Origin of the sequence: Desulfobulbus sp. (genome assembly GCF_031547805.1) — a bacterium.
In the GTDB taxonomy this organism is placed as follows: domain Bacteria; phylum Desulfobacterota; class Desulfobulbia; order Desulfobulbales; family Desulfobulbaceae; genus Desulfobulbus.
This window is the reverse complement of sequence record NZ_JAVBRQ010000016.1, coordinates 81,667-106,901: the sequence shown is the minus strand read 5'-3', so window position 1 is coordinate 106,901 and position 25,235 is coordinate 81,667. Positions and strand designations below refer to the sequence as shown.

Here is a 25,235-nt window from a genome sequence, read left to right as displayed (position 1 = left end):
CATCTTGCTGTTCAAGATTCTCATCCTGCAGTCGTTGTACAATCTGTCGGATGATGCGATCGAATTTCAAATTCTCGACCGGCACTCTTTTGGCCGCTTTCTCGATCTGCACATCAGCCAGAAGGTGCCGGACGCCACCACCATCTGGCGTTTCCGGGAAGATCTGGCCAACGCCGGGATAGTGGAGCATCTCTTTGCGACCTTCGATGCGCACCTTTGACACGGCCCCGAAAGAGTGTTCTTTCGGGGCCGTTGTCCGTATTTGGTCTATTTAGCCGGCTGTTTCGCCTTCTGCATCTGCTGCATGGCCTCATTGAGCTGCCGCATCGCCTCCTGCTGCTGCTCGGGGCTCAGCCCCTGCTCCTTCATGCTGTCCTGTAAATGTTGCTGCATGTTGGCGCCTTCCATCATCCCCATGGGTCCGGCTTGCTGCATCAGCTTGGCTCCGTCCGGCTTGGCCAAGGTGGCCACCGTGTCCTTGACCATGCGGGTCATCATCAAATCCGTCTGCTGATCGAGCATCGGCACAATACCTGTAGGCGGCGCAAAGACCTTGTCGGGCACCGAGGTGGCGGTATCGATCTTGGTGGCATTGAGGACATTGCTCATGCCCATGACCGTGGTTTCAGACCGCAGGGGAATATCGCTGCCGTGGAGAATGTAGACGGTGGACATGCCGCCAACCGTGGCAACATCGCAGTCGTAGCCCAGGACCTTGGCGTTCTTCTGCTTGACCGTGGCGCCGAACTGGCCCATCATGCCGGTTCCCAGCTCCTTGGCGTTTTTCTCAAAATTCTTTTTACCCTCGGCAGACAATTTGCTGTATTCTTCGCGGTATAACTTGATGGGATTGGTGGTCTTGGTTCCTTTCTTCTCGACAAGATCGAAGGTATAAATCCAATCCGGATCGGTGAGTTGCACGGTATCGGTCTTTTTGGTCGTGCCCATCATGCTCATGGCAGAGACATGCAGCCGGGCCTGACGCTTGCCGTATTCCTGCACGTACAGGGTTTCCGTGCCCTTGTCCGAGCCGGTCAGTTCGTACTGGATGGTCGCCTCCTTGAAGGGCAGCTTCTTTTCCCATGGCAGATCGTCCGCACAGGCACGGCCAACCAGCAGCAGGATCATCGGGGTCAGCCATAACAGGCTTTTTTTGTTCATCGGTCTTTCCTCCTTGATTCGGTTTGCGCAGCAACGACGGCTGCAGGTTTATTACTCTTTCCCGCCGCCCACCTGGGTGGCGGGAACAACACGAACAACATCGCCATGCTCTCAATTATCCAGACCATCGCCGAACGGAAGATTCAGCAAGCCATGACCGAGGGGACGATTCCGGACCTCTCCCATTGGAAGAACAAACCGCTGCCGCCAGACGACATGGCCCATGTTCCCGAAGACTTGCGCATGGCCTACCGCCTGCTGAAAAACGGCGGCTATGTACCCGAGGAAGTTGCGGTGCAGAAAGAAATCACCCGGTTGGAGCAGCTGATCACCACCTGCACGGACGAGCGGGAAAAGATCAGGCAACTGCGCAAAATCAGCTGTCTCAAGACCAAGCTGGAGGGCAAGCTCGGGCGTCCCATGGAGCTGGGCGAAGAGACGCCCTATTACGATCGGGTCGTCGACCGGCTGTGCACGCCCAAAAAAGGGTGACGGTCGACCGGAGACTATAACTCGGTCGTCTCGCCGAACAGATCGCTGTCTTGTTCGATCTTCTCTCGGCTACCGATGGTTGCTCGGTACCGAGTTGCCTGCAACTGTTGAAATAAAGGCGCAAAAGCGAGCAGATCAGAAGGAGTGGTCCGCACGATTTCCTCGATCCGCTGCTGGCGGAAGGCGGGAGTGATTCCGGCCAGATAGTCGTTGCGGGCAGCAGCCCCCCTGGTACCCGGCCCCTGATGCGGATTGGCGGAACCATAGGCGCCGATAACCAGCTGCTGCAGCGATTCCGCCGACAAACTGTCCAGGCCGTTGATTGCCGCGGGTAGCGCTTCGTAGGCCTCGAATGTCTTCCGCACCTGCGGGTCGCGGTAGCTGACCATGCCGAAGTTGCCGGTGAGGTGGTTGAACTGGATGAAGCAGCCGTAGGCGCCGCCCATCTGCCGCACCGTATTCCAGAGGTAATCCCGCGACATCCAGGTACGAAGCACCTCGAACGAGCCATTGTACTGGCTGGAATCGGGAAACAAATTGCACACCTGGACATTGTACACCACCTCTGCCGAGGTGGTGAAAGCCTGGGTGGCCGGTATCCGGTCGAATTGCGGCCGGACCGGCAAGTGCAGCGTCTCCGGAAGCGCATTGACCACCCCCTGCCCCAACCGTTGGAAGCGGCGGATGTCGCCGTCCTGGGCGGTGATCGCCACCACCATCCCCTGCCGTTGGAACAACAGCTCGCGGAGTCGGCGCAGGGCATCGTGGAGCTTGGCCTCGTTGTCCAGGTAATGGCCGCTCAAATGGCGCAGGTGCAGGTAGGCGTGGATGCCATGCACGTGCTCGTAATATTTGCCGGCCCGGCTCAAATGGGAAAAGGCGCGGGTCGCAGCCAGCGAATAGCCGTCGCTTTGGGCCGAATGCTCGGCCCAGGCGAATTCGCGGTGGACGATCTCCTCGATGTGGTGCTCGTCGGAAAAGTCGATCTCGGTCAACACCTCGGTCAACAGGGCCAGGGCTTGCTCCAGATAGGAGGACAGCGCCTTGACGTGCAGCCAGAGAATCGGCCGGATCTGACTGCGGTCGTCGGCCCGGACATGGACCTGGAAGGAATGGGAAAAGTCGCCGGTGCACAGGTTGATTGCCTTGGCGAATTGCATGTAATCCTTCTTCGCGGTCCCGATCTCGGTGACAATGGTGCCGAACAGGTCGAGATAGGGCAGCAGATCCGCCGGCACCGCCGAGCAGTCGAAGCCGAAATCCAGGTAACAGATGCCGTTGGTCTCCAGGTCGCTGACCAGCAGTTCGGCTCCGGCCAGGAGATCCGGCTGGACGGCGTGGAACGGCGGCCGCGGGTCCAGGTCGGCCAGAGTCAGGCTCGGCAGCAGCCGCAGATCCGCAGCCGAGTTAGGCGTCGCCTGCAGGGCCATCAGCTCGCGGGTACGCTCCATCAGCCGAATGCGGCCTTCCTGGTCGAGCGAATGGGAAAAGGTGTCCAGACGCTCCTGCTCCTCTTGCAGATTCTTGCCCATCTTTTCGGGATCGGGCGCCAGCGAAACCGTGACCGTGGCCGGATTGTCGAGCAGATAGGTGCGGATCAGGCGCTCGAAATAACCGTTTTCCGTGGCCTCCTTACGGATCTCGGCCAAAAGGACGTCGATCCGCAGGGCGTCGAAGGGTTCGATGCCGCCGTGCTTGAGCGCGGGCAAGGCCTTGTTGATCAGATCCAGGCCGCGCTGGGCCTTGTTCATCTCCTCCCGCACCGCAAACTCGTACTTGTTCAATTCAGACAGCATCAGATCTCGATCCAGGCCCTGCTCGACCATCCGTGTCAGGGTGGCCTTGTACAGGGCGAGGAAATGGTCGCGCTTTTCCGGATCCGTGCCCACCAGATAGGTAATCATCAAGGTTTTAAAGCTGGCGTTCGTCAGGAACAACCCTCCGAAATCCTTGCACAAGGCCGCGTTGAAGATCGCCTTTTTCAACGGCGAGCCGTCGGAGTTGAACAGGATGTTGGCAATGATCTGAAACGAGGCGTTGAGCTTGCGGTCGCGCACCGTGCCCACCGCCGAACTAATCGCCAGAAAGGTCTTCTGTTCGGTCGGGCTGCCGGGCTGCACCGGGTAGGTGTCCTCGATCACCTGCGGCGCGGTGATGCCGGGACCCTCCTTGATGATGGCCTTGTCGACCGGCCGGTCGAACTGTGCCAGGAATCGCTCCTGGACAAAGGCCAGCTCTTGGTCGAGTGGGGCATCGCCGTAAAAAAACAGGGTGCAGTTGGACGGATGGTAGTGCAGTCGATGGAATTCGACGAACTGCTCGTAGCTGAGGTCGGGGATGCGCCGGGGATCGCCGCCCGATTCGTGGGCATAGGTGGATTCCGGCATCAGGCCCTGGTAGGTGTGATGGAACAGCGCCCGGATCGGATCGGAGTAGGCGCCCTTCATCTCGTTGAGCACCACGCCCATGAACTGCACCGGATCATCGGCGTTCTCGAGGTGGTAATGCCAGCCTTCCTGCTCGAAGGTCGAGCGGAGCAGGAGCGGGTTGAACACCACATCGCAGTACACGTCCATGATGTTGAAATATTCCTTGAGGTTCCGGGTGGCAAAGGGATACCACGTGGTGTCCGCCCCGGTCATGGCGTTGAGAAAGGTCATCAATCCGCCCTTGTTGATCTCGCCGAACACGTCCCTGACCGGATATTTTTTCGAGCCCATCAGCACCGAATGCTCAAGGATATGGGCCACGCCGGTCGAATCCTCGGGCACGGTCATGAACGAGGCGCAGAAGGTTTTGTTGGCGTCCTCGTTCTTGATCGCCAGGGCCTGGCAGCCAAGCACCGCGTGCGTGAAGAGAAAGGCGGTGGAATTGATCTCGGCGATGTATTCCTTCTGTGTGAGCAAAAAACCGTGGTACGTCGAGCCGATGGCAAATGCAGTGGTCATAACGCTCCGTCCTCAGAATGTTTTGTGGGAGTCCAACAAAATGGTGACCGGCCCGGAATTTGTCAAGGTAAGCTCCATTTCGGCCTGAAACACCCCCGCCTGGACCGCGACGGACCGCTCTCGGCACAAGTCGAGAAAGCGGTCGTAGAGCGGGCGGGCCAACTCGGGCGGGGCTGCCTCGTTCCAAGACGGGCGGCGGCCCTTGCGGCAGTCGCCATGGAGGGTGAATTGGGAGACGACCAGCAGCTGGCCGCCAACCTCGGCAAGGGCACGGTTCATGATCCCCTGCTCGTCGTCGAAAATGCGCAGGTTGAGCATTTTGTCGACCATCCACCCCAGGTCTTTTTCGGTGTCGGCGCGATGGATGCCGACCAGCGCCACCACGCCTGAACCGATGGCGCCGGCAACCTGGCCGTCAACCTCGACCCGGGCTCGACTGACTCGTTGCACAACCGCTCTCATGAACGATCCTCCTCAGAAGCCGGCTCCATTTCCGGGTGCAAGGAGCCAACGAGATATTGAACAATGGCGGTGGCGGCCAGGGCGGCGGTCTCGCCGCGCAAAATCCGCGGCCCGAGGGAAAAGGTGGTGCATCGCCGCTGCCGCAACGCGGCCAGATCGTCGGCATGCAGGCCCCCTTCCGGCCCCAGCACCAGACAGATCGGCCCCGGCCGTTCGCCCAGTCCGACCGGCAAAGGCGTTGTCCGCTCCCCTTCCCAGGCCACCAGGCAATGAACGTAGGCAGCGGTGTCGAACCGGGCCAGGGGCGTGACCGGCAGGATGTGCATCGGCGTGGCCCGATGGCACTGTTTGCAAGCCTCGAACATGATTCGCCGCCAGCGTTCGTGTTGATGTTCGCGGTCGCCGCGGTTTTCGCAGTAGCGGGATTCCAGCGGCACAAAGGCATGCACACCCAGCTCGGTGGCCTTCTGCACCAATAAATCCATTTTCTTGCCCTTGAGCAGGCACTGGGCCAGGGTCAGCGGCGAGGCGGCCGCCGGCCGTTCGTGCCGGGTGGCGGTGATCTCGGCAATCACCCGATCGCGCTCCACGGTCTGGAGCAGCGCGGTGTGAATCGCGCCCTCACCGTCGAACAGCTCCACGGTCTGGCCGGGCGCAAGCCGTAGGACCACGGCCAGGTGATGGGCCTCGGGTCCGCGGAGAACCAAAAGGTTGCCGGTCAGGGCCTGGGAAGGCAGGAAAAAGCGTCGCATGGTTTTTCTGTACCACAAATTCGGGGCCAATGCATCCATTGCCCCGAAATCGATCAGGAAATCGGACAGGCGCCCTGCCGCCGGTAGGTCTCGACAATCAGGGGGATCGCTGCCGGCAGGATCTTCCGCTCGATGCATCGATAGGACAAATCGGAAAAATCGGGGAAAAAGACGTCGCCCTCGTAATCCCGGCCGATCACCGTCAAGATCAGGGTATCGGCCAGGGGCAGGGCCTCCCGGTACAACTGGGAGCCGCCGGCGACAAAGGCCTTGGCGGCGCCGGCGCAGAGGCCGATGGCCACCGCCAGGGAGGCAGCGACCGCGCAGTCGGGATGGGGCCGGAATGCCGGATTGCCGCTGACCACGATCATTTTGCGACCAGGCAAGGGGCCGCCGATGGACTGGTAGGTTTTGCGGCCCACGATCAACGGATAGCCCATGGTGGCCGCTTTAAAATGGGCCATCTCTTCCGGTATCCGCCAGGGAATGGTATTATGCAAGCCGATGACCCGATTAGCGGCCATGGCCGCGATGACGATCAGTTCCATGCCGGCCGGCGGCAAGGGGCCGCCTGTCTTGGGCTGTTGGCAGAAAGGAGGTGACAATGCATATTCTCATTTACGGGGCGGGCGCCCTGGGCCAGGCGATCGGCTGCCTGCTGGCTGAAGACGGCCACCGGGTCGATCTGGTGCTGCGGCCTAGATTTGTCGAGGCGGTGCAGACCTCGGGATTGTCGGTGACCGGCATTTTCGGCGACCACCACGCGCCCCCGGAACGGCTCGGTCCGCTCACCCACCTCAGAGCCCGTAACGGCGAGCACTACGACATCGTCCTGCTCACCACCAAGACCTATGACACCGATGCGGCCCTGGCCGATATCGCCGGCTTGCATCGCTGCTACTGCCCGGTGGTGTCGATGCAGAACGGCTGCGGCAACCTGGAAAAGCTGGAAGAGCGCCTGGGGCGCGAGCGCAGCCTGGCCGCCAGGGTGATCACCGGGTTTGAAATCGAGCGGCCCGGCGCGGTTCGGATCACGGTGTCGGCGGATGCCATCCACGTGGGCGGCTGCGTGCGCGGCGTTATTCCGGCGGCGGCCAAGCGGCTGGCCGAGGCGTTGAGCCATGCGGGCCTGCCCAGCATCGCCGTGCCCGACATCTACCAGCCGCTTTTCGCCAAGCTCCTCTACAACTGCGCCCTCAACCCGTTGGGCGCAATCCTCGGGGTCCATTACGGCGCGCTCGCCGACAACGCCGAAACCAGGGCGCTCATCGACCAGGTGATCGACGAGACCTTTGCCGTCATCACCACCATGGGCGGGTCCACGCCCTGGCCCGATGCGGGCTCCTATCGCAAGGTCTTCTACCGCGAACAGGTTCCCGCGACCTACAACCACCGGCCCTCGATGCTGCAGGATCTCGAACACCACAAACCCACCGAGGTCGACGCCATGGTCGGCTATGTCGCCGCCCAAGGCCGCAAATACGGCGTGCCCACGCCCTGCTGCGAGTTTCTCGCCGCCCTGGTCCGGTTCAAGCAGGAACAGGCGCGGCAGGCACCTTGATCTTCTTCCGCGCTCCGCCTACTTCCCTTACCCCAGCCGGTCGAGCAGGGTTTCCAACAGCCGGTTGATCGCGGGAAAATGGGCCGACCCGCTGGCGCGGATATAGGCCTCGCTTTGGATGTAGCGCCCCGGCACCAACTCGTCGCCGCAGCGGGCGACAATGGCGGCCACGGTCTCCGGAGTCGATTCGAGATGGAATTGGAGGCCGAGGATACGGTTGTCATAGACAAAGGCCTGGCTCGGGCAGCCTTCGCTGGCAGCCAGGTGGATGGCGCCGGCCGGGATGTCGAAGGTGTCGCCGTGCCAGTGGAAAACCACGGTCTCTTCCTCCACGCCGGCAAGCAGGCCGCTGCCCTTGCCGGCCTCGGTCAGCCGGATCGGCCACCAGCCGATCTCCTTATCGATACCTGAAAACACCGGCGAGCCCAGGGCATCGGCCAGCAACTGTGCCCCCAGGCAGACCCCGACCGCCGATTTGCCCGCCGCGATCGCCTCCCGGATCAAGGCCCGCTCGGCCGCCAGCCAGGGGTAGCGGGCGTCCTGGTAGATGTTCATCGGTCCGCCCATGACCACCAGCCGGTCGAAGGCCGCCGGACTGGGCAGGACCTCACCGGCGTACAGCCGGGTCAGGCTCAGGACATGGCCCCGGTCGGCGATCCACCGGCCGATATGGCCCAGTCCCTCGAATTCCACGTGCTGCAGGGCATGGACGCGCATGGTGCTCTCCTTGGGTCGCGCCCGCCGGTGCGGCAGGCCGGAAACGATGCCGGTCGATCAGTCGGCGCTGGGCTCGCCGTCCACCGGCATGCCGAAAGCCAGGCGGAGCTTGCGCTCCAGGTCGGCCATGGTTTCCGGATGTTCCTTGAGGTATTTCTTGGCATTTTCCCGCCCCTGGCCGATGCGGTCGTCCTGGTAGCTGTACCAGGCGCCGCTCTTGTCGACCATCCCCTGGGCCACGCCGAGATCGAGCAGATCGCCGGTCCTGGAGACGCCCTCGCCGTAGACGATGTCGAACTCGGCCGCCTTGAACGGTGGCGCCACCTTGTTCTTGACCACCTTGACCTTGACCTGGTTGCCGATGGCGTCCTGGCCATCCTTGATCTGGGTGGTCTTGCGGATGTCGATCCGGATCGAACTGTAGAACTTGAGGGCGTTACCGCCGGTGGTGGTCTCGGGGTTGCCGAACATCACCCCGATCTTCATTCGGATCTGGTTGATGAAAATCAGCACGGTGTTGGTGCGCGACAGCACACCGGTAAACTTGCGCATGGCGTGGCTCATCAGCCGGGCCTGGAGGCCGACGTGCTGGTCGCCGACATTGCCGTCGATCTCCGCCCGGGGAACCAGCGCTGCCACCGAGTCGATGACCACCACGTCGATACCGCCGCTGCGGATCAGGATTTCGGCGATTTCCAGCGCCTGCTCGCCGAAGTCGGGCTGGGAAATAAGCAGGTTGTCGACATCGACGCCCAGCCGTTCGGCATAGGCGGTGTCGAGGGCGTGCTCGGCGTCGATGAAGGCGGCGTTGCCGCCCCGGCGCTGGGCCTCGGCGATCACGTGCAAGGCCAAAGTGGTCTTGCCCGAGGCCTCGGGACCGTAGATCTCCGTGACCCGCCCGCGCGGCAGGCCGCCGACGCCCAGGGCCAGATCCACCGAAAGGATGCCGGTGGGGATGACCGGAATGTTCTCCCGCTCGGTCGATCCCAGGCGCATGATCGCACCCTTGCCGAACTGTCGGTGAATCTGGGTGATGGCGTTGTCCACGCTTTTTAGGCGGCCTTCACTGTTTTCGGTGGCGCTTGTCATGCATTTCTCCTTTGCAACGTGCTGTTAACGGGCAAGAAGGGCCCGACGCACCATATCCACGGCGGCTTGGGCGGTCTTCTCCTGAATCTGGCGGCGGGAGCCGGTAAAACGGCAGAGCCGGTCAATCACGGTGTCGCGGGTTGCCAGGCCGAGATACACCGTGCCCACCGGTTTGTCCGGGGTGCCACCGTCGGGTCCAGCAATGCCGGTTGCGGCCACGGCGATGTCGCAGTCGAGCCGCCGCAGGGCGCCATCGGCCATGGCCCGGGCCGTCTCGCCGCTCACCGCGCCATGGCGGGCCAACAGGTCCGGATCGACACCCAGAAGCCGCTCTTTGACGGCATTACCGTAGGCGATCACTCCCCCCTTGAACCAGCGGGAACTGCCCGGAGTTGCGGTCAGGGTGGAGCCGATCAATCCGCCGGTGCACGATTCTGCGGTCCCGAGCATCCAGCCCCGTTGCTCAAGCAGGCAGCCTGCGGCCGAGGCCAGGGTTTCCCCGCCCATTCCGTAGAGATTGTCGCCCAGGACCTTGCGGATAAAAGCATCGGCCGCCTGCGGGGAGGAATCGGCGTCGCCATCCGGTGCCGGTCCGGTGGTCAGGCTGACATGGACCTCGCAGCCCACCGGATAGTAGCCGATCGCCAGTCCCTGCTCCTCGAGCGGGCGCAGGCGTTGGTTGATCTCGATCTCGAACAGGCCGCAGGTGCGATAGACGGTCTGGCGAACCGGGCGGGCGCGATTGCGGTCGAAGTCGCGCAGACCGGGCAGCACCTTGGTCCGCAGCAGGATCTCCATCTGCGGCGGCACGCCGGGAAGAAACCAGATCGGTTTGCCCCGGTGCCGGAGCAGGTAGCCGGCCATGCGGCATTCGGGGTCCAGAACCTCCGCCCCCTCGGGCAGCCAGGCCAGTTTGACCAGGAACGCGGCGGCATCGCCGTCCTTGTCCCGGCGGGAGGCGATGTTGGCCTCCACTCCGGGGTGCACGGTGCCGATCAGGCCCAGCGCCTCGATCACGGCCTCATTGGTCATGTCGTCGGAGGTGGCTCCCAGTCCCCCGGTGACGATGACGAAATCGCACCGGGCAACGACGGCCCTGAGGGTGTCGCCGATCAGGGCCGGTACGTCGCCAATGGTGTGCATGGCCCGGATTTCATGCCCCAGCAGAAACAACTCCCGGGCGGCCAGGCCGCTGGTGGTGTTGACGATCCGGCCCGAGGTCAGTTCGTCGCCGATGGCGATAATTTCTCCGATCATTGTCGTTCTCGTCAAAACTCCGGAGGAAGGGCCTGGGCCCGGATCATCCCCTGCCGCACACGCGGAAGCCGGGCGACAGCCGTCGCGGTCCTTGCAATCGGGTGGAGAGCTTACCTGGTTTGCCGACTTTCCTCAAGCAGGTCTTCGGCAATGATCCCCACCGGTTGCCCGTCCTTAACCGCGATCAGCCGCACCGGCACCACCCGCCGGATCAGCTGGGAGCCGCCGGCAACCAGCACCGGCAGATAGTTTTCGGAAAATCCTTGAAGCAGGCCGTCCTTGGCCTGCCGCCGCTCGACCAAAACCTGGAGGACCCGGCCGATGTTGGCCCGGTAGAGGGTCTGCCGCTTGGCCGCATCCAGGGTCCGCAGCCGGCGCACCCGCTCCTCCTTCACCGGTCCGGGCAGGTGGTCCGCAAACGAAGCGGCCAAGGTGCCGGACCTGCGGGAGTAGGGAAAGACATGGAGATAGTCCACCGGCAGCTCGGCCAGCAGATCGTAGGTGTTGGCGGCCTCCGCGTCCGTTTCGCCGGGAAAGCCGCCCAGCACGTCGCAGCCGATGGTGACCGCGGGCAGGCAGGCGCGCACCCGGCGGATCACGGCGGCGAATTCGGCGCGGCTATATCTGCGGTTCATCCTGGCCAGCACCGCGTCGTCGCCGCTTTGCAGGGGAATGTGCAGGTGGGGCATCAGGTTGGTGTGGCGGGCCAAAAGGTCCAGAAGCTGGTCGTTCACCTCGGTGGGCTCGATGGAACTGAGGCGGATGCGGCAGGCCGGAAAGTCGCGGCACAGCCGGTCCAGCAGGCTGTAGATGGTTTCGCCCTCGTCCAGGTCGAGCCCGTACTTGCCGACATTGATGCCGGTGACCACGATCTCGCGGTACCCTTGGTCATTGAAAACCGCGGCTTGTTCGAGCACGCCGGCCACATCCAGGCTGCGACTGGGACCGCGGGTATAGGGTACGATGCAGTAGGAGCAGAAGTTGTTGCAGCCATCCTGGATGCGGAGAAAGGCACGGGTGCGGTCGGGAAAACGACTGACCGGCAGCGGGCAAATGTGCTTGTTCTCGCGGATCTTGCCCATGAGCAGAACCAGGTCGGGCGGATTTTCCTCCAGGGCCGCTTCCACCAGGCGGTGTTTGTTGCCGTTGCCGACGATGGTCATCGGTTGTTCGGTCAGGTCGAGCACCGTGCCCGGATCCATCTGGGCATAGCAGCCGGTGACGATCAGCCGGGCGGTGGGATGCTCTTGCAGGACGCGCCGGATCAATTGCCGCGACTGCTGCCCGGCCTTGGCGGTAACCGCACAGCTGTTGATCACGTAGACGTCGGCCTCGGCCCGAAACGGCACCAGCACGCAGCCGCGGGCCTCGAAACCGCTGGCAAAGGCGGCGGACTCGAATTGGTTGACCTTGCACCCCAAGGTGGTGATGGCTATCCGTTTCACCGTGCTCGCTCCGCCTCGGTCTCCGCCGCGATCACGGCGCTGCCCAGCACCAGGTCGTCCTCGTAGAAGACGGCGAACTGGCCGGGGGCGATGGCACGCTGGGGATTGGCGAACGCCAGCTGCCAGGTGTCGACGCCGGCAGCGGTCAATTCGGCCGGTGCCGGTTGATGGCGGGAGCGCAACTGCACCAGGCCGCGCCAGGGCAGCTCCGGCGGCTCGTGCGTCCACCGCAGGGAATGCACGGTACAACGGTCGGCAAACAGTTCGTCGTGCTTGCCGACGATCACCCGGTTCGCGGCGCCGTCCAACCCCACCACATACCATGGCGTGGCATCGGGCAATCCCAATCCCCGCCGCTGGCCGATGGTGTACTGCCACACGCCCCGATGTTCGCCAAGCCTCCGGCCGTCGCGGTTGACCATCGGTCCGGCCTGGTCGCCGATGCCCTGGGCGTTCAAAAAGGCGGGCAGGCCCGCAGCCAGAAAGCAAACGTCCTGGCTCTCCTGGTCCTCGAAGCGAAATCCCAGACCGGCGGCCCGTTCGTACATGTGTTCTTTGGTCCAGGCACCCACGGGAAAGAAAATCCGCTCCACCTGTTCCGCATCCAGGCGGGCAAGAAAATAGGATTGATCCTTCTGGCGGTCGATGCCCCGGGCCACGAATCGCCGGCCGTGACGCCGGCCGATGCGGGCATAGTGGCCGGTGGCGATGCGGTCCATGCCATGGCTGCGTATGGCCTCGGCCAACAACCCGAATTTGATGGCATGATTGCAATGGATGCAGGGATTGGGAGTCAAGCCGGCTTGATAGGTGGCGGTGAAATATCCGACGACCTCGGCGGTAAAGTGCCGGCGCAGGTCGATCAGTGTCAGGGGAATGGCCAGTTGTCCGGCCACTTGGCGGACGCGCGCCAGTTGGGCGTCCAGGTCGGGAAGCGGCAGCAGCATGAAAAAACCGTGGACCTCATGCCCCTGCTCCCGCACGAGCGAGGCGGCCATGGTCGAATCGACGCCGCCGCTCATGGCGACACCGATCTTCAACCGAACCATGGCCAGGGGCGCGCTGCCTGTCGACAATGACAAGCAACGGAAGAACAAGCAAACAACGAAAAGAACATGGCTGCCAACAACAAAATCAGAACAGGGAGGTGAGAACCTCGCACTCGCGGCAGACGGTCATCTTTTCCTTCCAGCCCTTGGCTGTGGCGCACTCGCACCGGGTGCCGCTGAGAAACCAGCAGAGATGCCCGGCCTGGAATTCCCACGCCGGGCATTCCTTTTTGTGCTCGCACCGCTTGATGGCCCAACAATCCTTGCGCTTGGGCTGGCCGCTGTTTCGTTGGTTGGCGGCCAGAAAATAGAGTTGCCGCTCGACATGGAAAGGGATGGAACGCCACCCCTGCTCGTAACTTTGGACGGCCTTGAGCGAAACCCCCAGCAGCTCGGCCAGCGCCTTCTGGGTTTTTCCCAACTTCGCTCGTAACTTAATAAATGTTTCACGGCTCATTGCAAAGCCCTCGTTGCGTCAACTGATAATTTTTTCGGAAAAAATACCACATAGTGATGAAAGCGGCAATCGATTTTGCCGAGCCTGCCGGGCCGGCGGAATTGCGTCTGGCAAAGCAAGGCCAAATAGTGTAGTTTCGCCCAAAAATAATGGGAACGCTTACGCCTGCGCGTTGGCCCACCCCCGAATCCGTATCCGTCAACCCGCAGCCGAGACACGACAGGAATGAGCGAACAGGAGAAAGTGAACGGAACCGGCCTGGCCCGGATCGTGCGGGCCATGCGCTGCACCGGTGTCGGCTTGGCCGCCGCCTATCGCAACGAAGAGGCCTTCCGCCAGGAAGTGCTCGCCTGCCTGGCACTGTTGCCGGTGGCCTGCTGGCTTGGCCACAGCAGCGTCGAGCGGGCTCTGCTGGTCGGCAGCCTGATCCTGCTGCTGATCGTCGAATTGCTCAACACCGCCGTCGAGGTGGTGGTCAACCGGATCGGCCCCGAACGGCATGAGCTGTCGGGCCTGGCAAAAGACCTCGGCTCGGCGGCCGTCTTCATGGCCATTGTCCACGTGGTGGTTGTCTGGTCCCTGGTGCTTTTCTTCTAAGCCACCCGGACACGGCCTTCCGGGTGGCCTGTCCGGTTCATCCTGCCGTTCGTTCGCTTTTTTTCGTGTGCTCCAGGGTGGTCATCACCGTGGCCACCATGGAGGAGACATCGGTCAGGTTGGCGGGCAGGATCATGGTGTTGCCTTCCTTGGCCAGTTTGCCGAACTGATCGAGGTATTTTTTCGCCACTTCCAGATTGGCCGCATCGTGGCCTCCGGGCGAGTTCAGGGATTCGGCCACCTTACGGATGCCTTCGGCGGTCGCCTCCGCCACCTTGAGGATCTCCTGCGCATGGCCCTCGGCCTCGTTGATCCGCCGCATCTTCTCACCTTCGGAAAGGGCGATGGCCTCGGCCCGCTCGCCTTCGGCCCGGTTGATCACCGCCTGCCGCTCGCCTTCCGACTTGGCGATCTCGGCCCGCTTTTCCCGTTCGGCCCTCATCTGTTTTTCCATGGCCTCCAGCACGCTGCGCGGCGGCTGGATATCCTTGATTTCATAACGGAGCACCTTGACCCCCCAGTTCTGCGAGGCCTCGTCCAGGGCCTCGACCACCTGCCGATTCAGGATCTCGCGGGCTTCGAAGGTATTGTCCAGGGTAATCTTGCCGATGGCCGAGCGCAGGCTGGTCTGGGCCAGCTGCGCCACGGCGAAATGGTAGTTGTCGATGCCATAGGCGGAGAGCCGCGAATTGACCACCTGGAGATAGAGACAGCCGTCTATTTCCATGGAGACGTTGTCGGCGGTGATGCAGGACTGGGCCGGAATATCGATGGATTCCTCCTTGAGGCTCCGTTTGTAGGCCACCTTATCGAAAAAAGGAATGAGGACATGAAATCCGGCCTCCAAGGTGGTGCGATACTTGCCCAGCCGCTCGATCACATATTCGTATTGCTGGTCGACCACCACCGCGGTCTTGACCAGGATGACAATGACAAAGACGACCAAGACCACCACGCCGATCAATAAGTTGTCCATCAGACTTCTCCTTCCGGGGTTACCGGGCTGACCTTGACGGTCAGGTTTGATTTTTCCATGATTCGTACCACTGTCCCCTTGGCCAGGGGCATGTCGGCCGTGGCCTGCCAGAACGAACCGCCGTACTTGACCGTGCCCGGTGCCGGCGGCTGGATATCCTCGATCACTTCGCCGGTGGCTCCGGACAGCACGCCGTTTTGCATGGCGTCGGTGTCGAGCGTCCGGCCGAGAAAGACCTTTTTGATGGTGGATCGCAGCAGCACGAGCGACAGAACGCTCGCCGCCAGAAACACCATGAACTGGCCGGCGAGCGGCACGGGATAGAGTGCCACGGCCAGGGCGGCGCACCAGGCTCCGACCCCGAAAAAGAAGACCACCAGGCCGGGAAGCACCAGTTCCAGCGCCAGAAAGACAATGCCGGCGAGAAACCAAATCAGAACAGGGGAAAAGGCGGACAGAGAAGGCATCGGTAAGCTCCTTGTTAATATTCTTTCCGAAGGATAGCACAGGGTTGCCGGGACGGTCAAACAAGAAGCGGTTTTCGATCATCGCACCGCTCGCTGGCTCAGGGCGAACCGGACTCCTCCCCGCCTCGTCACCATCCGGACCGTGCCGGACAATTCCATCGATTTTTTCCGGATCGTAGGTTTAACCGCTTGTCAACGACGCAATTTTTACGTAAGAGATTATATTGTCGTCAGTGCCCAAGTACGAACCTCCCGGTGGCTTTCCAGTCAATCTCAACCTGATTCCATCCGAAAGAAGTCAGCCCGCACCCAGGAAAACCCTTCCATGTCTGATCATTGTCGATTGCATTCCTCCGGCTTCACACTGTCCGGAATTCTGGCCTTTTTGTCCCTGTTACTCGCGGCCTGCGCCTTTGCCGAAAACGGTCCCCCCCTCCCGCAGCCGCAGCCGCCGGCCCAAGTCGAAAACCAGCAGCCGGACCTGGTCACTCACGAACAGGAACAACAGCAGCTGCTCCAGCAACAACTCGAGCAACTCTATTTCGAGGTATCGGACAGCATTGGCAGGGAACCGGTTTACACATCAAGCTATCTACTGGATTTATATAGAAAAAACCAGTTCAATCTCCTTTGGGACAACAAGGACAACATCGCCCAGTTGATGGGTGCCATCGTTGCAAGCGCCGAGGAAGGCCTGACCCCCGACGACTATCACCTCAAGGCCCTGACCCATTACGGCAACGAGTTGCAGGATCATGGAGGGAGCACGGCCAGGAAAGTGGAGTACGACATCCTCCTTTCCGATGCCCTGGTCCTGCTGGGACAGCACAAACGGTACGGCAAGGTCGACCCGGCCAAGGTCGAGGAAAAGCAAAACCTCGCCGCCACCACGCCAAGGCTTTCGCCCATCGACGCCTATTTGGGCGCCATCCGCACCGGGACCGTGCGGGTCACCCTGGACAAACTCTCGCCCCACCACCCGTCCTACCTCAACCTCAAGGAGGCCCTGAGCCAATACAAGAAGTACGCCGGCAAGGGGGGATGGCATTCCGTGCCGCTGGGGCCGAGCCTCAGGCCGGGCATGGTCGACCAGCGAGTTGCGGCCATCCGGAACCGCCTGGCCGCAACCGGTGAATACCGCCCCAAGGGGGGTGGGGAATCGAACCTGTACGACGACCAGTTGAAGACAGCGGTCCGGGCTTTCCAGGCCCGGCACCATGTCGAACCCGACGGCGTGGTCGGCAAGGGTACGGTGAGTGCCATGAACGTCAGCGTGAGCGACCGGATCAACCAGATTCGGGTGAATCTCGAACGGACCCGCTGGGTGGTCCACGACATGCCCAGCTCCAGCCTCATCATCGATATCGCCGGCTTTGCCCTGCAGTACTACCACGACAACCAGCAGGTCTGGAATACCAAGGTCATGGTCGGCCAGCCCTATCACCAAACGCCCATTTTCCGCTCGGCGATCACCTACATCGTGCTCAATCCGACCTGGACGCCCACCCCGGACATCGTCAAGAACGAAACCGTGCCCAGCATTGTCAAGGATCCGGATTACCTTGCCAAACAGCGGCTGCGGGTCTTTGACAGCAGCGGCAGCGAGATCGATCCCCACTCCATCCGCTGGCAGCAGTATCAAGGGAGATACCTGCCTTACACCCTGCGGCAGGATCCGGGGCTGGACAACTCACTGGGGGTCATCAAGTTTCTGTTCCCCAACCCCTACCATGTCTATCTCCACGACACCCCGAGCAAATCGCTGTTCGGCCGCACCCAACGCGCTTTCAGCCACGGCTGCATCCGCGTCCAGAACCCCTTGGAACTGGGACGGTTGATTCTCACCAACGATCCGGGCAATCCGATCACGATCGATAAAATGAACCAAATCCTGGCTTCGGGCAAGACCACCACGGTGATTCTCAAGCAGCCGTTGCCGATTTACCTGATGTATTTGACCACCAATGTTCGCGACGGCAAGGTGATGTTCAAGCCCGACCTCTACAGCCGCGACGGGGGCATTCTCACTGCGCTCAACGCCCCTCCCTCCAGGCTGGAATCGGCCATCCAGGTGCCTGAATCCAAAAACGGCGTCTCGTCCAATCAACACGTCACGGTCGAAAAAACCGTCAAGTTCGTGCGGGCGTCCGATCAACAAAACCAGGCGGACCCCAATGCGAAAGATTCCCTGTGAGTTGACCCTGGGCAACGGCGGCGATGTGATCGCCATGGTCGAGTTGGACCACGACGGCACACTCCGAATTCCGCGCCATGCCCTGTACGGCTCTTTCCAGGAAGGCGTGCTTGCCTGCCGGGTGATGCGGCCCGAGGACCAGACCTGCGTGCAACGGGAGATCTGGGTGGATTGAGAAAGCCGCCTGGCCGCCGGATTGCGGCGAACCAAAAAAGCCCCCATCCGGTTCCCAGCTCCGGATGAGGGCTTTTTTTGTCGATTCGCTTGCGCGTATCAGGTATCAGGCCAACGCTTCCCGAATCCTTGCCATGGCCTTGACCACATTGGCCTCGGAGTTGAACGCCGACAGGCGGATATAGCCCTGGCCGCACTTGCCAAAACCTGCCCCTGGGGTGCAAACCACCCCTGCCTTGTTCAGCAGCAGATCGAAAAACGCCCACGAATCCCCCTTGGCCTCGATCCACACATAGGGGGCATTGTCGCCGCCAACCGTGTGGTAGCCCAGTTCGTTCATGGCCTGGCGGATGATTTTGGCGTTGGCCAGGTAGCCGTCGATCAGGGCAGTGCATTGGGCCCTGCCTTCGGACGAATAGACCGCCTCGGCCGCCCGCTGCACCGGATAGGAAACGCCGTTGAACTTGGTGCAGTGCCGCCGGTTCCAGAGCGGGTGAATGGCCTGTTTGGCTCCGGCCGAATCGTGGGCCACGCACTCTTTTGGCACCACAGTGTAGGCGCAGCGGGTACCGGTGAAGCCAGCGCTTTTGGAATAGCTGCGGAACTCGATCGCCACTTCGCGGGCGCCCTTGATCTCGAAAATCGAATGCGGCAGCGAGGGATCGCGGATAAAGGCCTCGTAGGCGGCATCGAAGAGAATGAGCGCCTTGGCGTCGCGGGCAAAATCTACCCAGACCTTCAATTGCTCCCTGGTGATGGTCGATCCGGTGGGGTTGTTGGGAAAACAGAGATAGATCAGGTCCACCGGCTCCTTGGGCAGGTCGGGGACGTAGTTGTTGGCCCTGGTCGACTCCAGGTAGACAATCCCGCGGTAGCGGCCGTCTTGGAAGTCGCCGGTGCGCCCGGCCATGACGTTGGTGTCGAGGTAAACCGGATAGACCGGGTCGGGAATGGCGATTTTGGCATCGCCGGCGAACAATTCCTGAATATTGCCGGTATCGCACTTGGCGCCGTCGGATACAAACACCTCGTCGGCCTGGATGTCGGCGCCGCGGGCCTGGAAATCGTGCTCGGCAATCGCCTGGCGCAAGAATTCATACCCTTGCTCCGGCCCGTAGCCGCGAAAACCGCCGGCGGTGGCCATCTCGTCGATCGCTTTGTGGAAGGCGGCAATGCATGCGCTGGGCAGCGGCTGGGTCACGTCGCCGATGCCCAGCTTGATCACCTCGCGCTCGGGATGGTCGGCCTGAAAGGCCGTCACCCGCTTGGCGATATCGGAAAAAAGATAAGAGGCCTGCAACTTCAGGTAATGCTCGTTTATTTTCAACATGGCTGATTCCTTCGCGCATGCGTCCGCCCATGGGGCGACGGTTAGAGGTTGACCTTGACTCGGTCGCTGAATTCGAATCCTTCCGTGGAAAAATCGTAGTCCATCCGGCCGGCATTCAGCTTCATGCCCGGTGCCAGGATGGTCACCTTGCCCGGACTGACCAGCACCTTGTCGGCATCGTCATATTCCAGCCGCTCGGAAAGCATCACCTGGTTGCGGAGCGGCTTGACCACCTTGACGTGGTCGGTGAGCACCAGGTGCCGCTTGTCGATGAGATAGAGGCCCTTGCGGCTTTCGATGTTGATCGGTTCCCGTTCAGAGCCGATGTACATGGCGCTGACCTCCTCCATCTCGATCTCGTGGTCGTCGCCCTGGGTGTAGGCGCGGTTGGCATCGATCTGCCACTCCTCCTTGCTGTTGCTGGTCATGGTGATGGCCACCGATTCGAGAATGAAATTCTGGATGGGGCTCTCTTCCTGGGGCTGCGCCAACTTGGGATTGTAGCCGCCGCGGGGGGCGAGGAAGGCGGCCAGCGGCGGCCGCCACAGCGGACTGGTGACAAAGAGCAGTACCGGCAGCAGCCAGAGGAGGTTGCGGGGATTTTTGATCATCGATCGAACTTGGCCTGCATCCGCGCCAGGTTGCCCTGGGCCTCGAGGATGAGATCGCAGACCTCGCGCACCGCTCCCCGGCCGCCGCTGCGCTCGGTGGTGTAATGGACCCGCCGATGGATTTCGGCCACCGCATTGGCGGGCGCGACAGCGAATCCGACCCGGTTGAGCAGGGGCAGGTCCATGAAGTCGTCCCCCATGTAGGCGGTCTGCGGCGGCCTCAGGCCGGTGGCCTTGAGGATGGACTCGTAGGCGGTCAACTTGTCCTGTTGCCCTTGCAGCACATGGGCCATTTTCAGATCGTGGGCGCGGCGCTCCACCACCTCGGAACTGCGGGCGGTGATGATCCCCACCGCCACCCCGCTGTCCTGCAGCAACCTGATGCCCAAGCCATCCTGGGAATTGAAGCTCTTGGCCTCGCCGCCGCCGGGGAGATAGATCAGGGAACCATCGGTGAGCACGCCGTCGACGTCGAGCAGCAGCAACTGTACCTGCCGAGCCCTGGCCAGGGCATCCTGCCAGGCAACGCTGCGTTCCAGGGGACGGCTCCGCTGCATGGCCCGGTCGCGCAACGCCTCGGTCAGTTCGCAGTCGGTCGGATACGAAGCTCCGGGTCTGCCGCAATCCTGCTCAGCCATCGATGACTCCCGCCACTGCCCGGCGCACCGCCAGCAGCTGTTTGAGCAGGGGTTCCACCTCGGCCAGAGGCAGGGAATTGGGCCCGTCGCACAAGGCTTGGTCCGGGTCGGGATGGACCTCGAGAAAGAGGCCGTCGATGCCCACCGCCATCGCCGCCCGCGCCAGGACAGGGATGAATTCGCGCTGACCGCCGGAGCGCGAGCCGGCACCGCCGGGCAACTGGACCGAATGGGTGGCGTCGAACACCACCGGAAAGCCCAGGGAGCGCATCACCGGCAGGGAACGCATGTCCACCACCAGGTTGTTGTAGCCGAAGCTGGCGCCGCGCTCGGTGAGCAGGATCCGCTCGCTGCCGGCGCCGCGCACCTTGTCGACCGCGTTGGCCATGTCCCAGGGGGAGACGAACTGCCCCTTCTTGATGTTGACCACCTTACCGGTGCGGGCAGCTGCCACCAGCAGGTCGGTCTGGCGGCAGAGAAAAGCGGGAATTTGCAGGATGTCGAGCACATCGGCCGCCATTTCCGCCTGGGCCGGTTCGTGGATGTCGGAAACCACCGGCACCCGCACCTCTTCGCGCAGCCGGCCGAGAATGCGCAATCCCTTCTCCGGTCCGGGGCCGCGGAACGAGGCGAGCGAGGTCCGGTTGGCCTTGTCGAACGAGGCCTTGAACACGTAGGATACCCCCAGGCGGGCGGCCACGGCCTGCATCTCCAGGGCAATTTCCCGGGCGAGCTCGGCGCTTTCCAGCACGCACGGACCGGCGATCAGCAACAGGGGGGCACCCGGTCCGACGTCGATGGGTCCGGCGGGAGTGGGAGCGATGCGAACGGTGGCCGTCATGTCAGCAGCGGCTCCCTTTGCCGGAGGCCATGGCGGCCTTGATGAAATCTCGGAACAGGGGGTGGGGCTGCATCGGTTTGGACTGGAATTCGGGATGGAATTGGCACCCCAGGAACCAGGGATGGCCGGCCAGCTCGACGATCTCCACCAGGTTGCCGTCCGGCGAGGTGCCGCTGACGATCAAGCCGGCCTCCTCCAACTGCGCCCGGTAGGTGTTGTTGAATTCGTAACGGTGGCGGTGGCGTTCGCTGATCTCTTCCTGGCGATAGGCGGCGGCGGCAAGGGTGTCGGGCGTCAGCACGCAGGGATAGGCCCCGAGCCGCAGGGTGCCGCCCATGTCGGAATTCCGGTCGCGCTTCTCGATCTTGCCGGTGCGGAAATCGAACCATTCGGTCATCAGGTAGATGACCGGGTGCGGGGTGGCCTGGTTGAACTCCACCGAGTGCGCTCCCTCGATTTTTGCGATATTCCGGGCAAATTCGACCACCGCCAGCTGCATGCCCAGGCAAATCCCAAAAAACGGGATCTTGCGCTCGCGGGCATAGGTCACGGCCCGGATCTTGCCTTCCATGCCGCGGCTGCCGAAACCGCCGGGGACCAGAATGCCGTCGCAGCTTTCAAGCTGCTCCAGATCCGTGCCCTCTTCCAGGCCGTCGGCGCTGATGTACTGCAGGGCCACCTTGGCGTCGTTGGCGATACCGCCATGGATCAGGGCCTCGTGCAGACTCTTGTAGGACTCCTTCAGGTCGACATACTTGCCGGTGATGCCGATGGTCACCGTGCTCTTGGGGTTCCTGATCCGGCGCACCAGTCGTTCCCAGGGCTCGATATTGGGCGCCCCGGTCCAGATGCCCAACTTTTCGAGGATGCGATCGTCGACCCCTTCCTGCCTGATCTTCAGCGGCAGCTCGTAGATGCTTTCCACATCCACCGCCGAAATGACCGCGTTGGCGTCGACATTGCAAAACAGGGCGATTTTTTTCTTCAGGTCGTCGGTGAGCGGCTCCTCGGTCCGGCACATGAGGATGTCGGGCTGGATGCCCGAGGCCAGCAGTTCCTTGACCGAGTGTTGGGTCGGCTTGGTTTTCACCTCGCCGGCGGTCTTGATGTAGGGCACCAGGGTCAGGTGGATGAACAGGGTGAATTCCCGGCCCAGGTCGGTGCGGAGTTGGCGGATCGCCTCGATGAAGGGGAGGCCCTCGATATCGCCCACGGTGCCGCCGATCTCGATGATGGCCACGTCGGCGCAGCCGTCCAACTGAACAACCGCCTCCTTGATCTCGTCGGTGATGTGGGGGATGACCTGGACCGTGCCGCCCAAATACTCGCCCCGTCGCTCCTTCATGATCACCGAATAGTAGATGCGGCCCGAGGTGTAGTTGTTTTTCTTTCCCATCACCGCGTTGGTGTAGCGCTCGTAATGCCCCATGTCGAGGTCGGTTTCGGCGCCGTCGTTGGTGACATACACCTCGCCGTGCTGAAAAGGGTTCATGGTGCCGGGATCGACGTTAATATAGGGATCGAGCTTCTGGAAGGTCACGGTCAGGCCGCGGGATTCGAGCAGCGCCCCGATGGAGGCCGCCGACAGGCCCTTGCCCAGCGAGGAAAGGACTCCGCCGGTTATGAAAATGAATTTGGTTTTCTTACTCAGGGAAGCTTGCATACCGTATACCTTTCAGGCGCAGGAGAACAACGAGGGAGGCAGCCAGGCTGCCGGACGAACGATTGGACCGAAACTATACACGATCCCCCCCCTCTTTACAAGTCGGGGCGGGGGGAAAACCAATCGGAAAACATACTGATTTTATTATCGAAAGAAAAAAAACATCCCGGACGTCCGTCGCTCAAACCTCGCTCCACAGCAGGCGGGTCAATTCGACCAGGCGGCGCTGCTGGACATCGGTCAAGGGAGTGAAGGGAGAGTTGTCGTAGGTGGTCTCGCGGTTCTCCACCACCAGCACCTTGGCATCCAAACTCAAGGTATGGGTGTGCCAGACCGCTTGCCGGACGTTATACGCGCGCCCCGGCTGGAGATCCTCGGCATGGATGCGGGTGACCGTTTCTTGTCCTTCACCCACAAACAGGATGCAGCGGCCAGCCAGCAGGACGAACACCTCGTCGGTCTCGTTGTGGCGCTGCATCCGGGTGAGGTGCTCCGGCAGCAGGTCGGCGCTGTAGTTGAGAACCGCCACCCGCCAGGCGCCGAAATCGACCAGGGGTTTGTATCCCTCGCCGCTGTACTCGCATATTTCCAGAAGTTCGCGGTTCATGGCGATGGCCGGCAAGTCGGCCGGATTCGAGGGGTTGATGGACATGGTTGCTCCGGTGATAGCGCGAAAGACGAGTGTTTCTATCATCCCCGCCCAAGGGCCGCAAGGAAAAGGTGCCGCCATCTGGCGGGAGTGTGGCGCCGCTGGTTCCGATCTCTTGGGAATGTTAGGTTTTTATTGACGTTGTCGTCCGGTTGCAGGTATACATCGACAATCGTTACCACCTTGTCCTTCTTTCTCTTTTCGAGGCCGATCTATGAGTACATATTCCCGTTTTTTTCTGGCCGCCACCCTGGCTGGCGCCCTTCTTTTCCAAGGAGGCTGCGCCCCGAAACCGGTTTCGCCCTACGCCGGTGGAGGCACGGGCACCGCCGATAGCACGAGCGGCAACCGCATGGGCAACATTACCGAGGAGATGGGGCCGGGAACCGATGGCGGTAATGGCGGCGTCGAAGGGCTCGACTCCACCGGCCGCGGCGGCTCCGGCAGCCTGGGCAGCGATGCCGACTCCAAGAGCGATGCCTACAAACGCGAACACGGCCGCTGTTCGCCCGAGTTCAAGCCGATCTATTTTGACTACGACCAGTCCAAAATCAAGGGCGAGCAGATTCCGATCATGGAGCAAAACGGCACCTACCTGAGGAACAATCCCTCTGCCAGGGTGCTGATCGAAGGCAATACCGACTATCGCGGCACCAACGAATACAACATTGCTCTGGGCGAGCGCCGTGCCGAAGCCGCCAAAAGATACCTGCGCGAATTCGGTATCGAGGAAAGCCGCATGCGCACCGTTAGCTACGGCGAGGAGCGGCCGCTGTTCACCGGCAGCAGCGAGGACGATTACGCCCACAACCGGCGCGACGACTTCATCCTCGAATAAACGCTTTCCCCACTCATCCACCCAAGCCTGGAGCGCGACCGAACGGCCGCGCCCCAGGCTTCTTTTTTTCTACTCAACTTTTCTTCCCGTTCCGGCCCGCCTTTTCTCAAGCATGAGGCTTTTATTTTCGCTTGACATGCAAATAATTCTCAAATACATTTAGTAAAAATTTTCAATGAGCGAATATGGACAAGCTGTTGCGCATGACGCATCAACGCGAACTCATCCTCGATGAGTTGCGGCGGGGTAAGACCCATCCGACGGCCGACGAACTGTACGAACGGATCAAAAAAAAGCTGCCACGGGTGAGTTTGGCCACGGTCTACCGGAACCTGGAAATCCTGTCGGCGGCGGGCCTGATCAAAAAATTGGAGATCAGCGGCCGACAAAAACGATTCGATTGGGACCCGGAAAACCACGACCATGTGTACTGCATCCAATGCCAACGGGTCGACAACATCACCCTTGCCGCACCGGTACCCCAGGTCGAAGCAACACACACCCAGGGATACCGGATCACCGGACGCCGGGTCGAATTCTCCGGCCTCTGTCCCAACTGCGCGCGTCAGCAAGAAAATCATCAATCAAAAGGAGAACATTCCATGTCCTGCCCATCCTGCAGCGCCGGCAAACTCAGCGACAACCAACGACAAGTCCTTCAAGCCCTCGCCAACAGTTCCGAGGCCTGTGGCAGCAAGGAGCTGGCAGCCGCAACCGGCCTGGAGGCCAAACAAATCAGTTGCCAGATTACCGCCCTGAAAAACAAGGGATATGTCGACAGTCCGGTTCGCTGCAAATACGCCATCACCGATCAGGGCAAGCAAGCGCTCGGATAAGTATCCCTCTTTTCCTTTTCTAACGTTTTTA

The 25,235-nt window shown here is 61.8% G+C and carries 26 protein-coding genes and 1 pseudogene; 8 read left to right on the top strand and 19 right to left on the bottom strand.

Going from position 1 to position 25,235, the window contains the following annotated elements; translation table 11 throughout:
* Positions 1–217 (top strand): annotated as a pseudogene (locus RMR13_RS06095) (transposase); the annotation flags it as partial.
* A gap of 50 nt (positions 218–267) precedes the next feature.
* On the opposite strand, the gene RMR13_RS06090 reads toward RMR13_RS06095, so the two are convergent.
* Positions 268–1,161, bottom strand: a complete 894-nt coding sequence (locus tag RMR13_RS06090; RefSeq protein ID WP_310599748.1) for a hypothetical protein — start codon at positions 1,159–1,161, stop codon at positions 268–270.
* Between the two features lie 105 nt (positions 1,162–1,266).
* Between RMR13_RS06090 and RMR13_RS06085 the strand changes: the two genes are divergently transcribed.
* Positions 1,267–1,653, top strand: a complete 387-nt coding sequence (locus RMR13_RS06085) for a DUF1992 domain-containing protein (RefSeq protein WP_310599747.1) — start codon at positions 1,267–1,269, stop codon at positions 1,651–1,653.
* Positions 1,654–1,667: 14 nt separating this feature from the next.
* Here the strand turns inward: RMR13_RS06085 and RMR13_RS06080 are convergent, their stop codons facing one another.
* The 4 genes from RMR13_RS06080 to RMR13_RS06065 are packed head-to-tail and all read right to left on the bottom strand — an operon-like array spanning position 1,668 to position 6,378.
* The gene (locus RMR13_RS06080; RefSeq protein WP_310599746.1) at positions 1,668–4,601 is read right to left on the bottom strand and encodes an insulinase family protein; all 2,934 of its coding nucleotides are present in this window, start codon (positions 4,599–4,601) and stop codon (positions 1,668–1,670) included.
* Between the two features lie 12 nt (positions 4,602–4,613).
* On the bottom strand, positions 4,614–5,063 hold the full coding sequence (dtd, locus tag RMR13_RS06075) for a D-aminoacyl-tRNA deacylase (protein WP_310599745.1): 450 nt from the start codon (positions 5,061–5,063) through the stop codon (positions 4,614–4,616).
* Entirely contained in the window at positions 5,060–5,815 is a 756-nt protein-coding gene (locus RMR13_RS06070) for an RsmE family RNA methyltransferase (RefSeq protein ID WP_310599744.1), read from the bottom strand. Before RMR13_RS06070 ends, dtd begins: the two co-directional genes overlap by 4 nt.
* 53 nt (positions 5,816–5,868) lie before the next feature.
* Complete coding sequence (locus RMR13_RS06065) at positions 5,869–6,378, bottom strand: dihydrofolate reductase (protein ID WP_310599743.1); 510 nt, start codon at positions 6,376–6,378, stop codon at positions 5,869–5,871.
* A 41-nt stretch (positions 6,379–6,419) separates the two neighbouring features.
* Between RMR13_RS06065 and RMR13_RS06060 the strand changes: the two genes are divergently transcribed.
* Positions 6,420–7,376, top strand: coding sequence for a ketopantoate reductase family protein (locus RMR13_RS06060; protein ID WP_310599742.1), 957 nt, complete (start codon positions 6,420–6,422; stop codon positions 7,374–7,376).
* 27 nt (positions 7,377–7,403) lie between these two features.
* Here RMR13_RS06060 and RMR13_RS06055 read toward each other — a convergent pair whose 3' ends face one another.
* From RMR13_RS06055 to RMR13_RS06030, 6 genes are all read right to left on the bottom strand, one after another.
* A complete protein-coding gene (locus RMR13_RS06055) occupies positions 7,404–8,093 on the bottom strand; it encodes a glutamine amidotransferase-related protein (protein ID WP_310599741.1) in 690 nt (229 codons plus the stop codon).
* A gap of 57 nt (positions 8,094–8,150) precedes the next feature.
* Positions 8,151–9,182 carry a recombinase RecA gene (gene recA / locus RMR13_RS06050; RefSeq protein ID WP_310599740.1) on the bottom strand — a complete coding sequence of 344 codons (1,032 nt, stop codon included), beginning with the start codon at positions 9,180–9,182 and terminating at the stop codon, positions 8,151–8,153.
* Between the two features lie 24 nt (positions 9,183–9,206).
* Positions 9,207–10,439 (bottom strand): nicotinamide-nucleotide amidohydrolase family protein, encoded by a 1,233-nt coding sequence (locus RMR13_RS06045; protein ID WP_310599739.1) that lies wholly within the window; start codon positions 10,437–10,439, stop codon positions 9,207–9,209.
* A 110-nt stretch (positions 10,440–10,549) separates the two neighbouring features.
* Positions 10,550–11,884: a tRNA (N(6)-L-threonylcarbamoyladenosine(37)-C(2))-methylthiotransferase MtaB gene (mtaB, locus tag RMR13_RS06040; RefSeq protein WP_310599738.1), complete on the bottom strand. Its 1,335-nt coding sequence runs from the start codon at positions 11,882–11,884 to the stop codon at positions 10,550–10,552.
* The gene (mnmA, locus tag RMR13_RS06035; protein ID WP_310599737.1) at positions 11,881–12,933 is read right to left on the bottom strand and encodes a tRNA 2-thiouridine(34) synthase MnmA; all 1,053 of its coding nucleotides are present in this window, start codon (positions 12,931–12,933) and stop codon (positions 11,881–11,883) included. Before mnmA ends, mtaB begins: the two co-directional genes overlap by 4 nt.
* Positions 12,934–13,018: 85 nt before the next feature.
* Positions 13,019–13,390 carry a helix-turn-helix transcriptional regulator gene (locus RMR13_RS06030; RefSeq protein WP_310599736.1) on the bottom strand — a complete coding sequence of 124 codons (372 nt, stop codon included), beginning with the start codon at positions 13,388–13,390 and terminating at the stop codon, positions 13,019–13,021.
* A gap of 225 nt (positions 13,391–13,615) precedes the next feature.
* On the opposite strand from RMR13_RS06030, the gene RMR13_RS06025 reads away from it, so the two are divergent.
* Positions 13,616–13,987: a diacylglycerol kinase gene (locus tag RMR13_RS06025; RefSeq protein WP_310599735.1), complete on the top strand. Its 372-nt coding sequence runs from the start codon at positions 13,616–13,618 to the stop codon at positions 13,985–13,987.
* Positions 13,988–14,024: 37 nt separating this feature from the next.
* On the opposite strand, the gene RMR13_RS06020 is transcribed toward RMR13_RS06025, so the two are convergent.
* Together RMR13_RS06020 and RMR13_RS06015 are read right to left on the bottom strand one after the other, a co-directional pair.
* On the bottom strand, positions 14,025–14,963 hold the full coding sequence (locus tag RMR13_RS06020; RefSeq protein WP_310599734.1) for a stomatin-like protein: 939 nt from the start codon (positions 14,961–14,963) through the stop codon (positions 14,025–14,027).
* A complete protein-coding gene (locus RMR13_RS06015; RefSeq protein WP_310599733.1) occupies positions 14,963–15,430 on the bottom strand; it encodes an NfeD family protein in 468 nt (155 codons plus the stop codon). Before RMR13_RS06015 ends, RMR13_RS06020 begins: the two co-directional genes overlap by 1 nt.
* 325 nt (positions 15,431–15,755) lie before the next feature.
* On the opposite strand from RMR13_RS06015, the gene RMR13_RS06010 reads away from it, so the two are divergent.
* Both RMR13_RS06010 and RMR13_RS06005 read left to right on the top strand, forming a co-directional pair.
* A complete protein-coding gene (locus RMR13_RS06010) occupies positions 15,756–17,624 on the top strand; it encodes a L,D-transpeptidase family protein (RefSeq protein WP_310599732.1) in 1,869 nt (622 codons plus the stop codon).
* Complete coding sequence (locus RMR13_RS06005) at positions 17,605–17,799, top strand: hypothetical protein (RefSeq protein WP_310599731.1); 195 nt, start codon at positions 17,605–17,607, stop codon at positions 17,797–17,799. Before RMR13_RS06010 ends, RMR13_RS06005 begins: the two co-directional genes overlap by 20 nt.
* A gap of 105 nt (positions 17,800–17,904) precedes the next feature.
* On the opposite strand, the gene RMR13_RS06000 is transcribed toward RMR13_RS06005, so the two are convergent.
* The 6 genes from RMR13_RS06000 to RMR13_RS05975 form a co-directional block, all read right to left on the bottom strand.
* Positions 17,905–19,128, bottom strand: a complete 1,224-nt coding sequence (locus RMR13_RS06000; RefSeq protein WP_310599730.1) for an LL-diaminopimelate aminotransferase — start codon at positions 19,126–19,128, stop codon at positions 17,905–17,907.
* Between the two features lie 41 nt (positions 19,129–19,169).
* Positions 19,170–19,739, bottom strand: coding sequence for an LPS export ABC transporter periplasmic protein LptC (lptC, locus tag RMR13_RS05995; RefSeq protein WP_310599729.1), 570 nt, complete (start codon positions 19,737–19,739; stop codon positions 19,170–19,172).
* Positions 19,736–20,377, bottom strand: coding sequence for an HAD hydrolase family protein (locus RMR13_RS05990; RefSeq protein ID WP_310599728.1), 642 nt, complete (start codon positions 20,375–20,377; stop codon positions 19,736–19,738). The genes lptC and RMR13_RS05990 overlap by 4 nt, the downstream gene beginning before the upstream one ends.
* Positions 20,370–21,218, bottom strand: a complete 849-nt coding sequence (kdsA, locus tag RMR13_RS05985) for a 3-deoxy-8-phosphooctulonate synthase (protein WP_310599727.1) — start codon at positions 21,216–21,218, stop codon at positions 20,370–20,372. Before kdsA ends, RMR13_RS05990 begins: the two co-directional genes overlap by 8 nt.
* Position 21,219: 1 nt before the next feature.
* Entirely contained in the window at positions 21,220–22,881 is a 1,662-nt protein-coding gene (locus RMR13_RS05980; RefSeq protein ID WP_310599726.1) for a CTP synthase, read from the bottom strand.
* Positions 22,882–23,062: 181 nt separating this feature from the next.
* On the bottom strand, positions 23,063–23,533 hold the full coding sequence (locus tag RMR13_RS05975; protein WP_310599725.1) for a hypothetical protein: 471 nt from the start codon (positions 23,531–23,533) through the stop codon (positions 23,063–23,065).
* A 211-nt stretch (positions 23,534–23,744) separates the two neighbouring features.
* Here RMR13_RS05975 and pal point away from each other — a divergent pair, with 211 nt between their 5' ends.
* Both pal and RMR13_RS05965 read left to right on the top strand, forming a co-directional pair.
* Positions 23,745–24,368, top strand: coding sequence for a peptidoglycan-associated lipoprotein Pal (gene pal, locus RMR13_RS05970; protein WP_310599724.1), 624 nt, complete (start codon positions 23,745–23,747; stop codon positions 24,366–24,368).
* Positions 24,369–24,553: 185 nt separating this feature from the next.
* Positions 24,554–25,204, top strand: a complete 651-nt coding sequence (locus RMR13_RS05965) for a transcriptional repressor (RefSeq protein ID WP_310599723.1) — start codon at positions 24,554–24,556, stop codon at positions 25,202–25,204.
* Positions 25,205–25,235 lie beyond the last annotated feature (31 nt).

What these genes read in the sequence shown, in the direction of transcription:
- RMR13_RS06090 (WP_310599748.1), bottom strand. Translation starts at nt 1,161, where the DNA reads ATGAACAAAAAAAGCCTGTTATGGCTGACCCCGATGATCCTGCTGCTG.
- RMR13_RS06085 (WP_310599747.1), top strand. Translation starts at nt 1,267, where the DNA reads ATGCTCTCAATTATCCAGACCATCGCCGAACGGAAGATTCAGCAAGCC.
- RMR13_RS06080 (WP_310599746.1), bottom strand. Translation starts at nt 4,601, where the DNA reads ATGACCACTGCATTTGCCATCGGCTCGACGTACCACGGTTTTTTGCTC.
- dtd (WP_310599745.1), bottom strand. Translation starts at nt 5,063, where the DNA reads ATGAGAGCGGTTGTGCAACGAGTCAGTCGAGCCCGGGTCGAGGTTGAC.
- RMR13_RS06070 (WP_310599744.1), bottom strand. Translation starts at nt 5,815, where the DNA reads ATGCGACGCTTTTTCCTGCCTTCCCAGGCCCTGACCGGCAACCTTTTG.
- RMR13_RS06060 (WP_310599742.1), top strand. Translation starts at nt 6,420, where the DNA reads ATGCATATTCTCATTTACGGGGCGGGCGCCCTGGGCCAGGCGATCGGC.
- RMR13_RS06055 (WP_310599741.1), bottom strand. Translation starts at nt 8,093, where the DNA reads ATGCGCGTCCATGCCCTGCAGCACGTGGAATTCGAGGGACTGGGCCAT.
- recA (WP_310599740.1), bottom strand. Translation starts at nt 9,182, where the DNA reads ATGACAAGCGCCACCGAAAACAGTGAAGGCCGCCTAAAAAGCGTGGAC.
- RMR13_RS06045 (WP_310599739.1), bottom strand. Translation starts at nt 10,439, where the DNA reads ATGATCGGAGAAATTATCGCCATCGGCGACGAACTGACCTCGGGCCGG.
- mnmA (WP_310599737.1), bottom strand. Translation starts at nt 12,933, where the DNA reads ATGGTTCGGTTGAAGATCGGTGTCGCCATGAGCGGCGGCGTCGATTCG.
- RMR13_RS06030 (WP_310599736.1), bottom strand. Translation starts at nt 13,390, where the DNA reads ATGAGCCGTGAAACATTTATTAAGTTACGAGCGAAGTTGGGAAAAACC.
- RMR13_RS06025 (WP_310599735.1), top strand. Translation starts at nt 13,616, where the DNA reads ATGAGCGAACAGGAGAAAGTGAACGGAACCGGCCTGGCCCGGATCGTG.
- RMR13_RS06020 (WP_310599734.1), bottom strand. Translation starts at nt 14,963, where the DNA reads ATGGACAACTTATTGATCGGCGTGGTGGTCTTGGTCGTCTTTGTCATT.
- RMR13_RS06015 (WP_310599733.1), bottom strand. Translation starts at nt 15,430, where the DNA reads ATGCCTTCTCTGTCCGCCTTTTCCCCTGTTCTGATTTGGTTTCTCGCC.
- RMR13_RS06010 (WP_310599732.1), top strand. Translation starts at nt 15,756, where the DNA reads ATGTCTGATCATTGTCGATTGCATTCCTCCGGCTTCACACTGTCCGGA.
- RMR13_RS06005 (WP_310599731.1), top strand. Translation starts at nt 17,605, where the DNA reads ATGCGAAAGATTCCCTGTGAGTTGACCCTGGGCAACGGCGGCGATGTG.
- RMR13_RS06000 (WP_310599730.1), bottom strand. Translation starts at nt 19,128, where the DNA reads ATGTTGAAAATAAACGAGCATTACCTGAAGTTGCAGGCCTCTTATCTT.
- lptC (WP_310599729.1), bottom strand. Translation starts at nt 19,739, where the DNA reads ATGATCAAAAATCCCCGCAACCTCCTCTGGCTGCTGCCGGTACTGCTC.
- RMR13_RS05990 (WP_310599728.1), bottom strand. Translation starts at nt 20,377, where the DNA reads ATGGCTGAGCAGGATTGCGGCAGACCCGGAGCTTCGTATCCGACCGAC.
- kdsA (WP_310599727.1), bottom strand. Translation starts at nt 21,218, where the DNA reads ATGACGGCCACCGTTCGCATCGCTCCCACTCCCGCCGGACCCATCGAC.
- RMR13_RS05980 (WP_310599726.1), bottom strand. Translation starts at nt 22,881, where the DNA reads ATGCAAGCTTCCCTGAGTAAGAAAACCAAATTCATTTTCATAACCGGC.
- RMR13_RS05975 (WP_310599725.1), bottom strand. Translation starts at nt 23,533, where the DNA reads ATGTCCATCAACCCCTCGAATCCGGCCGACTTGCCGGCCATCGCCATG.
- pal (WP_310599724.1), top strand. Translation starts at nt 23,745, where the DNA reads ATGAGTACATATTCCCGTTTTTTTCTGGCCGCCACCCTGGCTGGCGCC.
- RMR13_RS05965 (WP_310599723.1), top strand. Translation starts at nt 24,554, where the DNA reads ATGGACAAGCTGTTGCGCATGACGCATCAACGCGAACTCATCCTCGAT.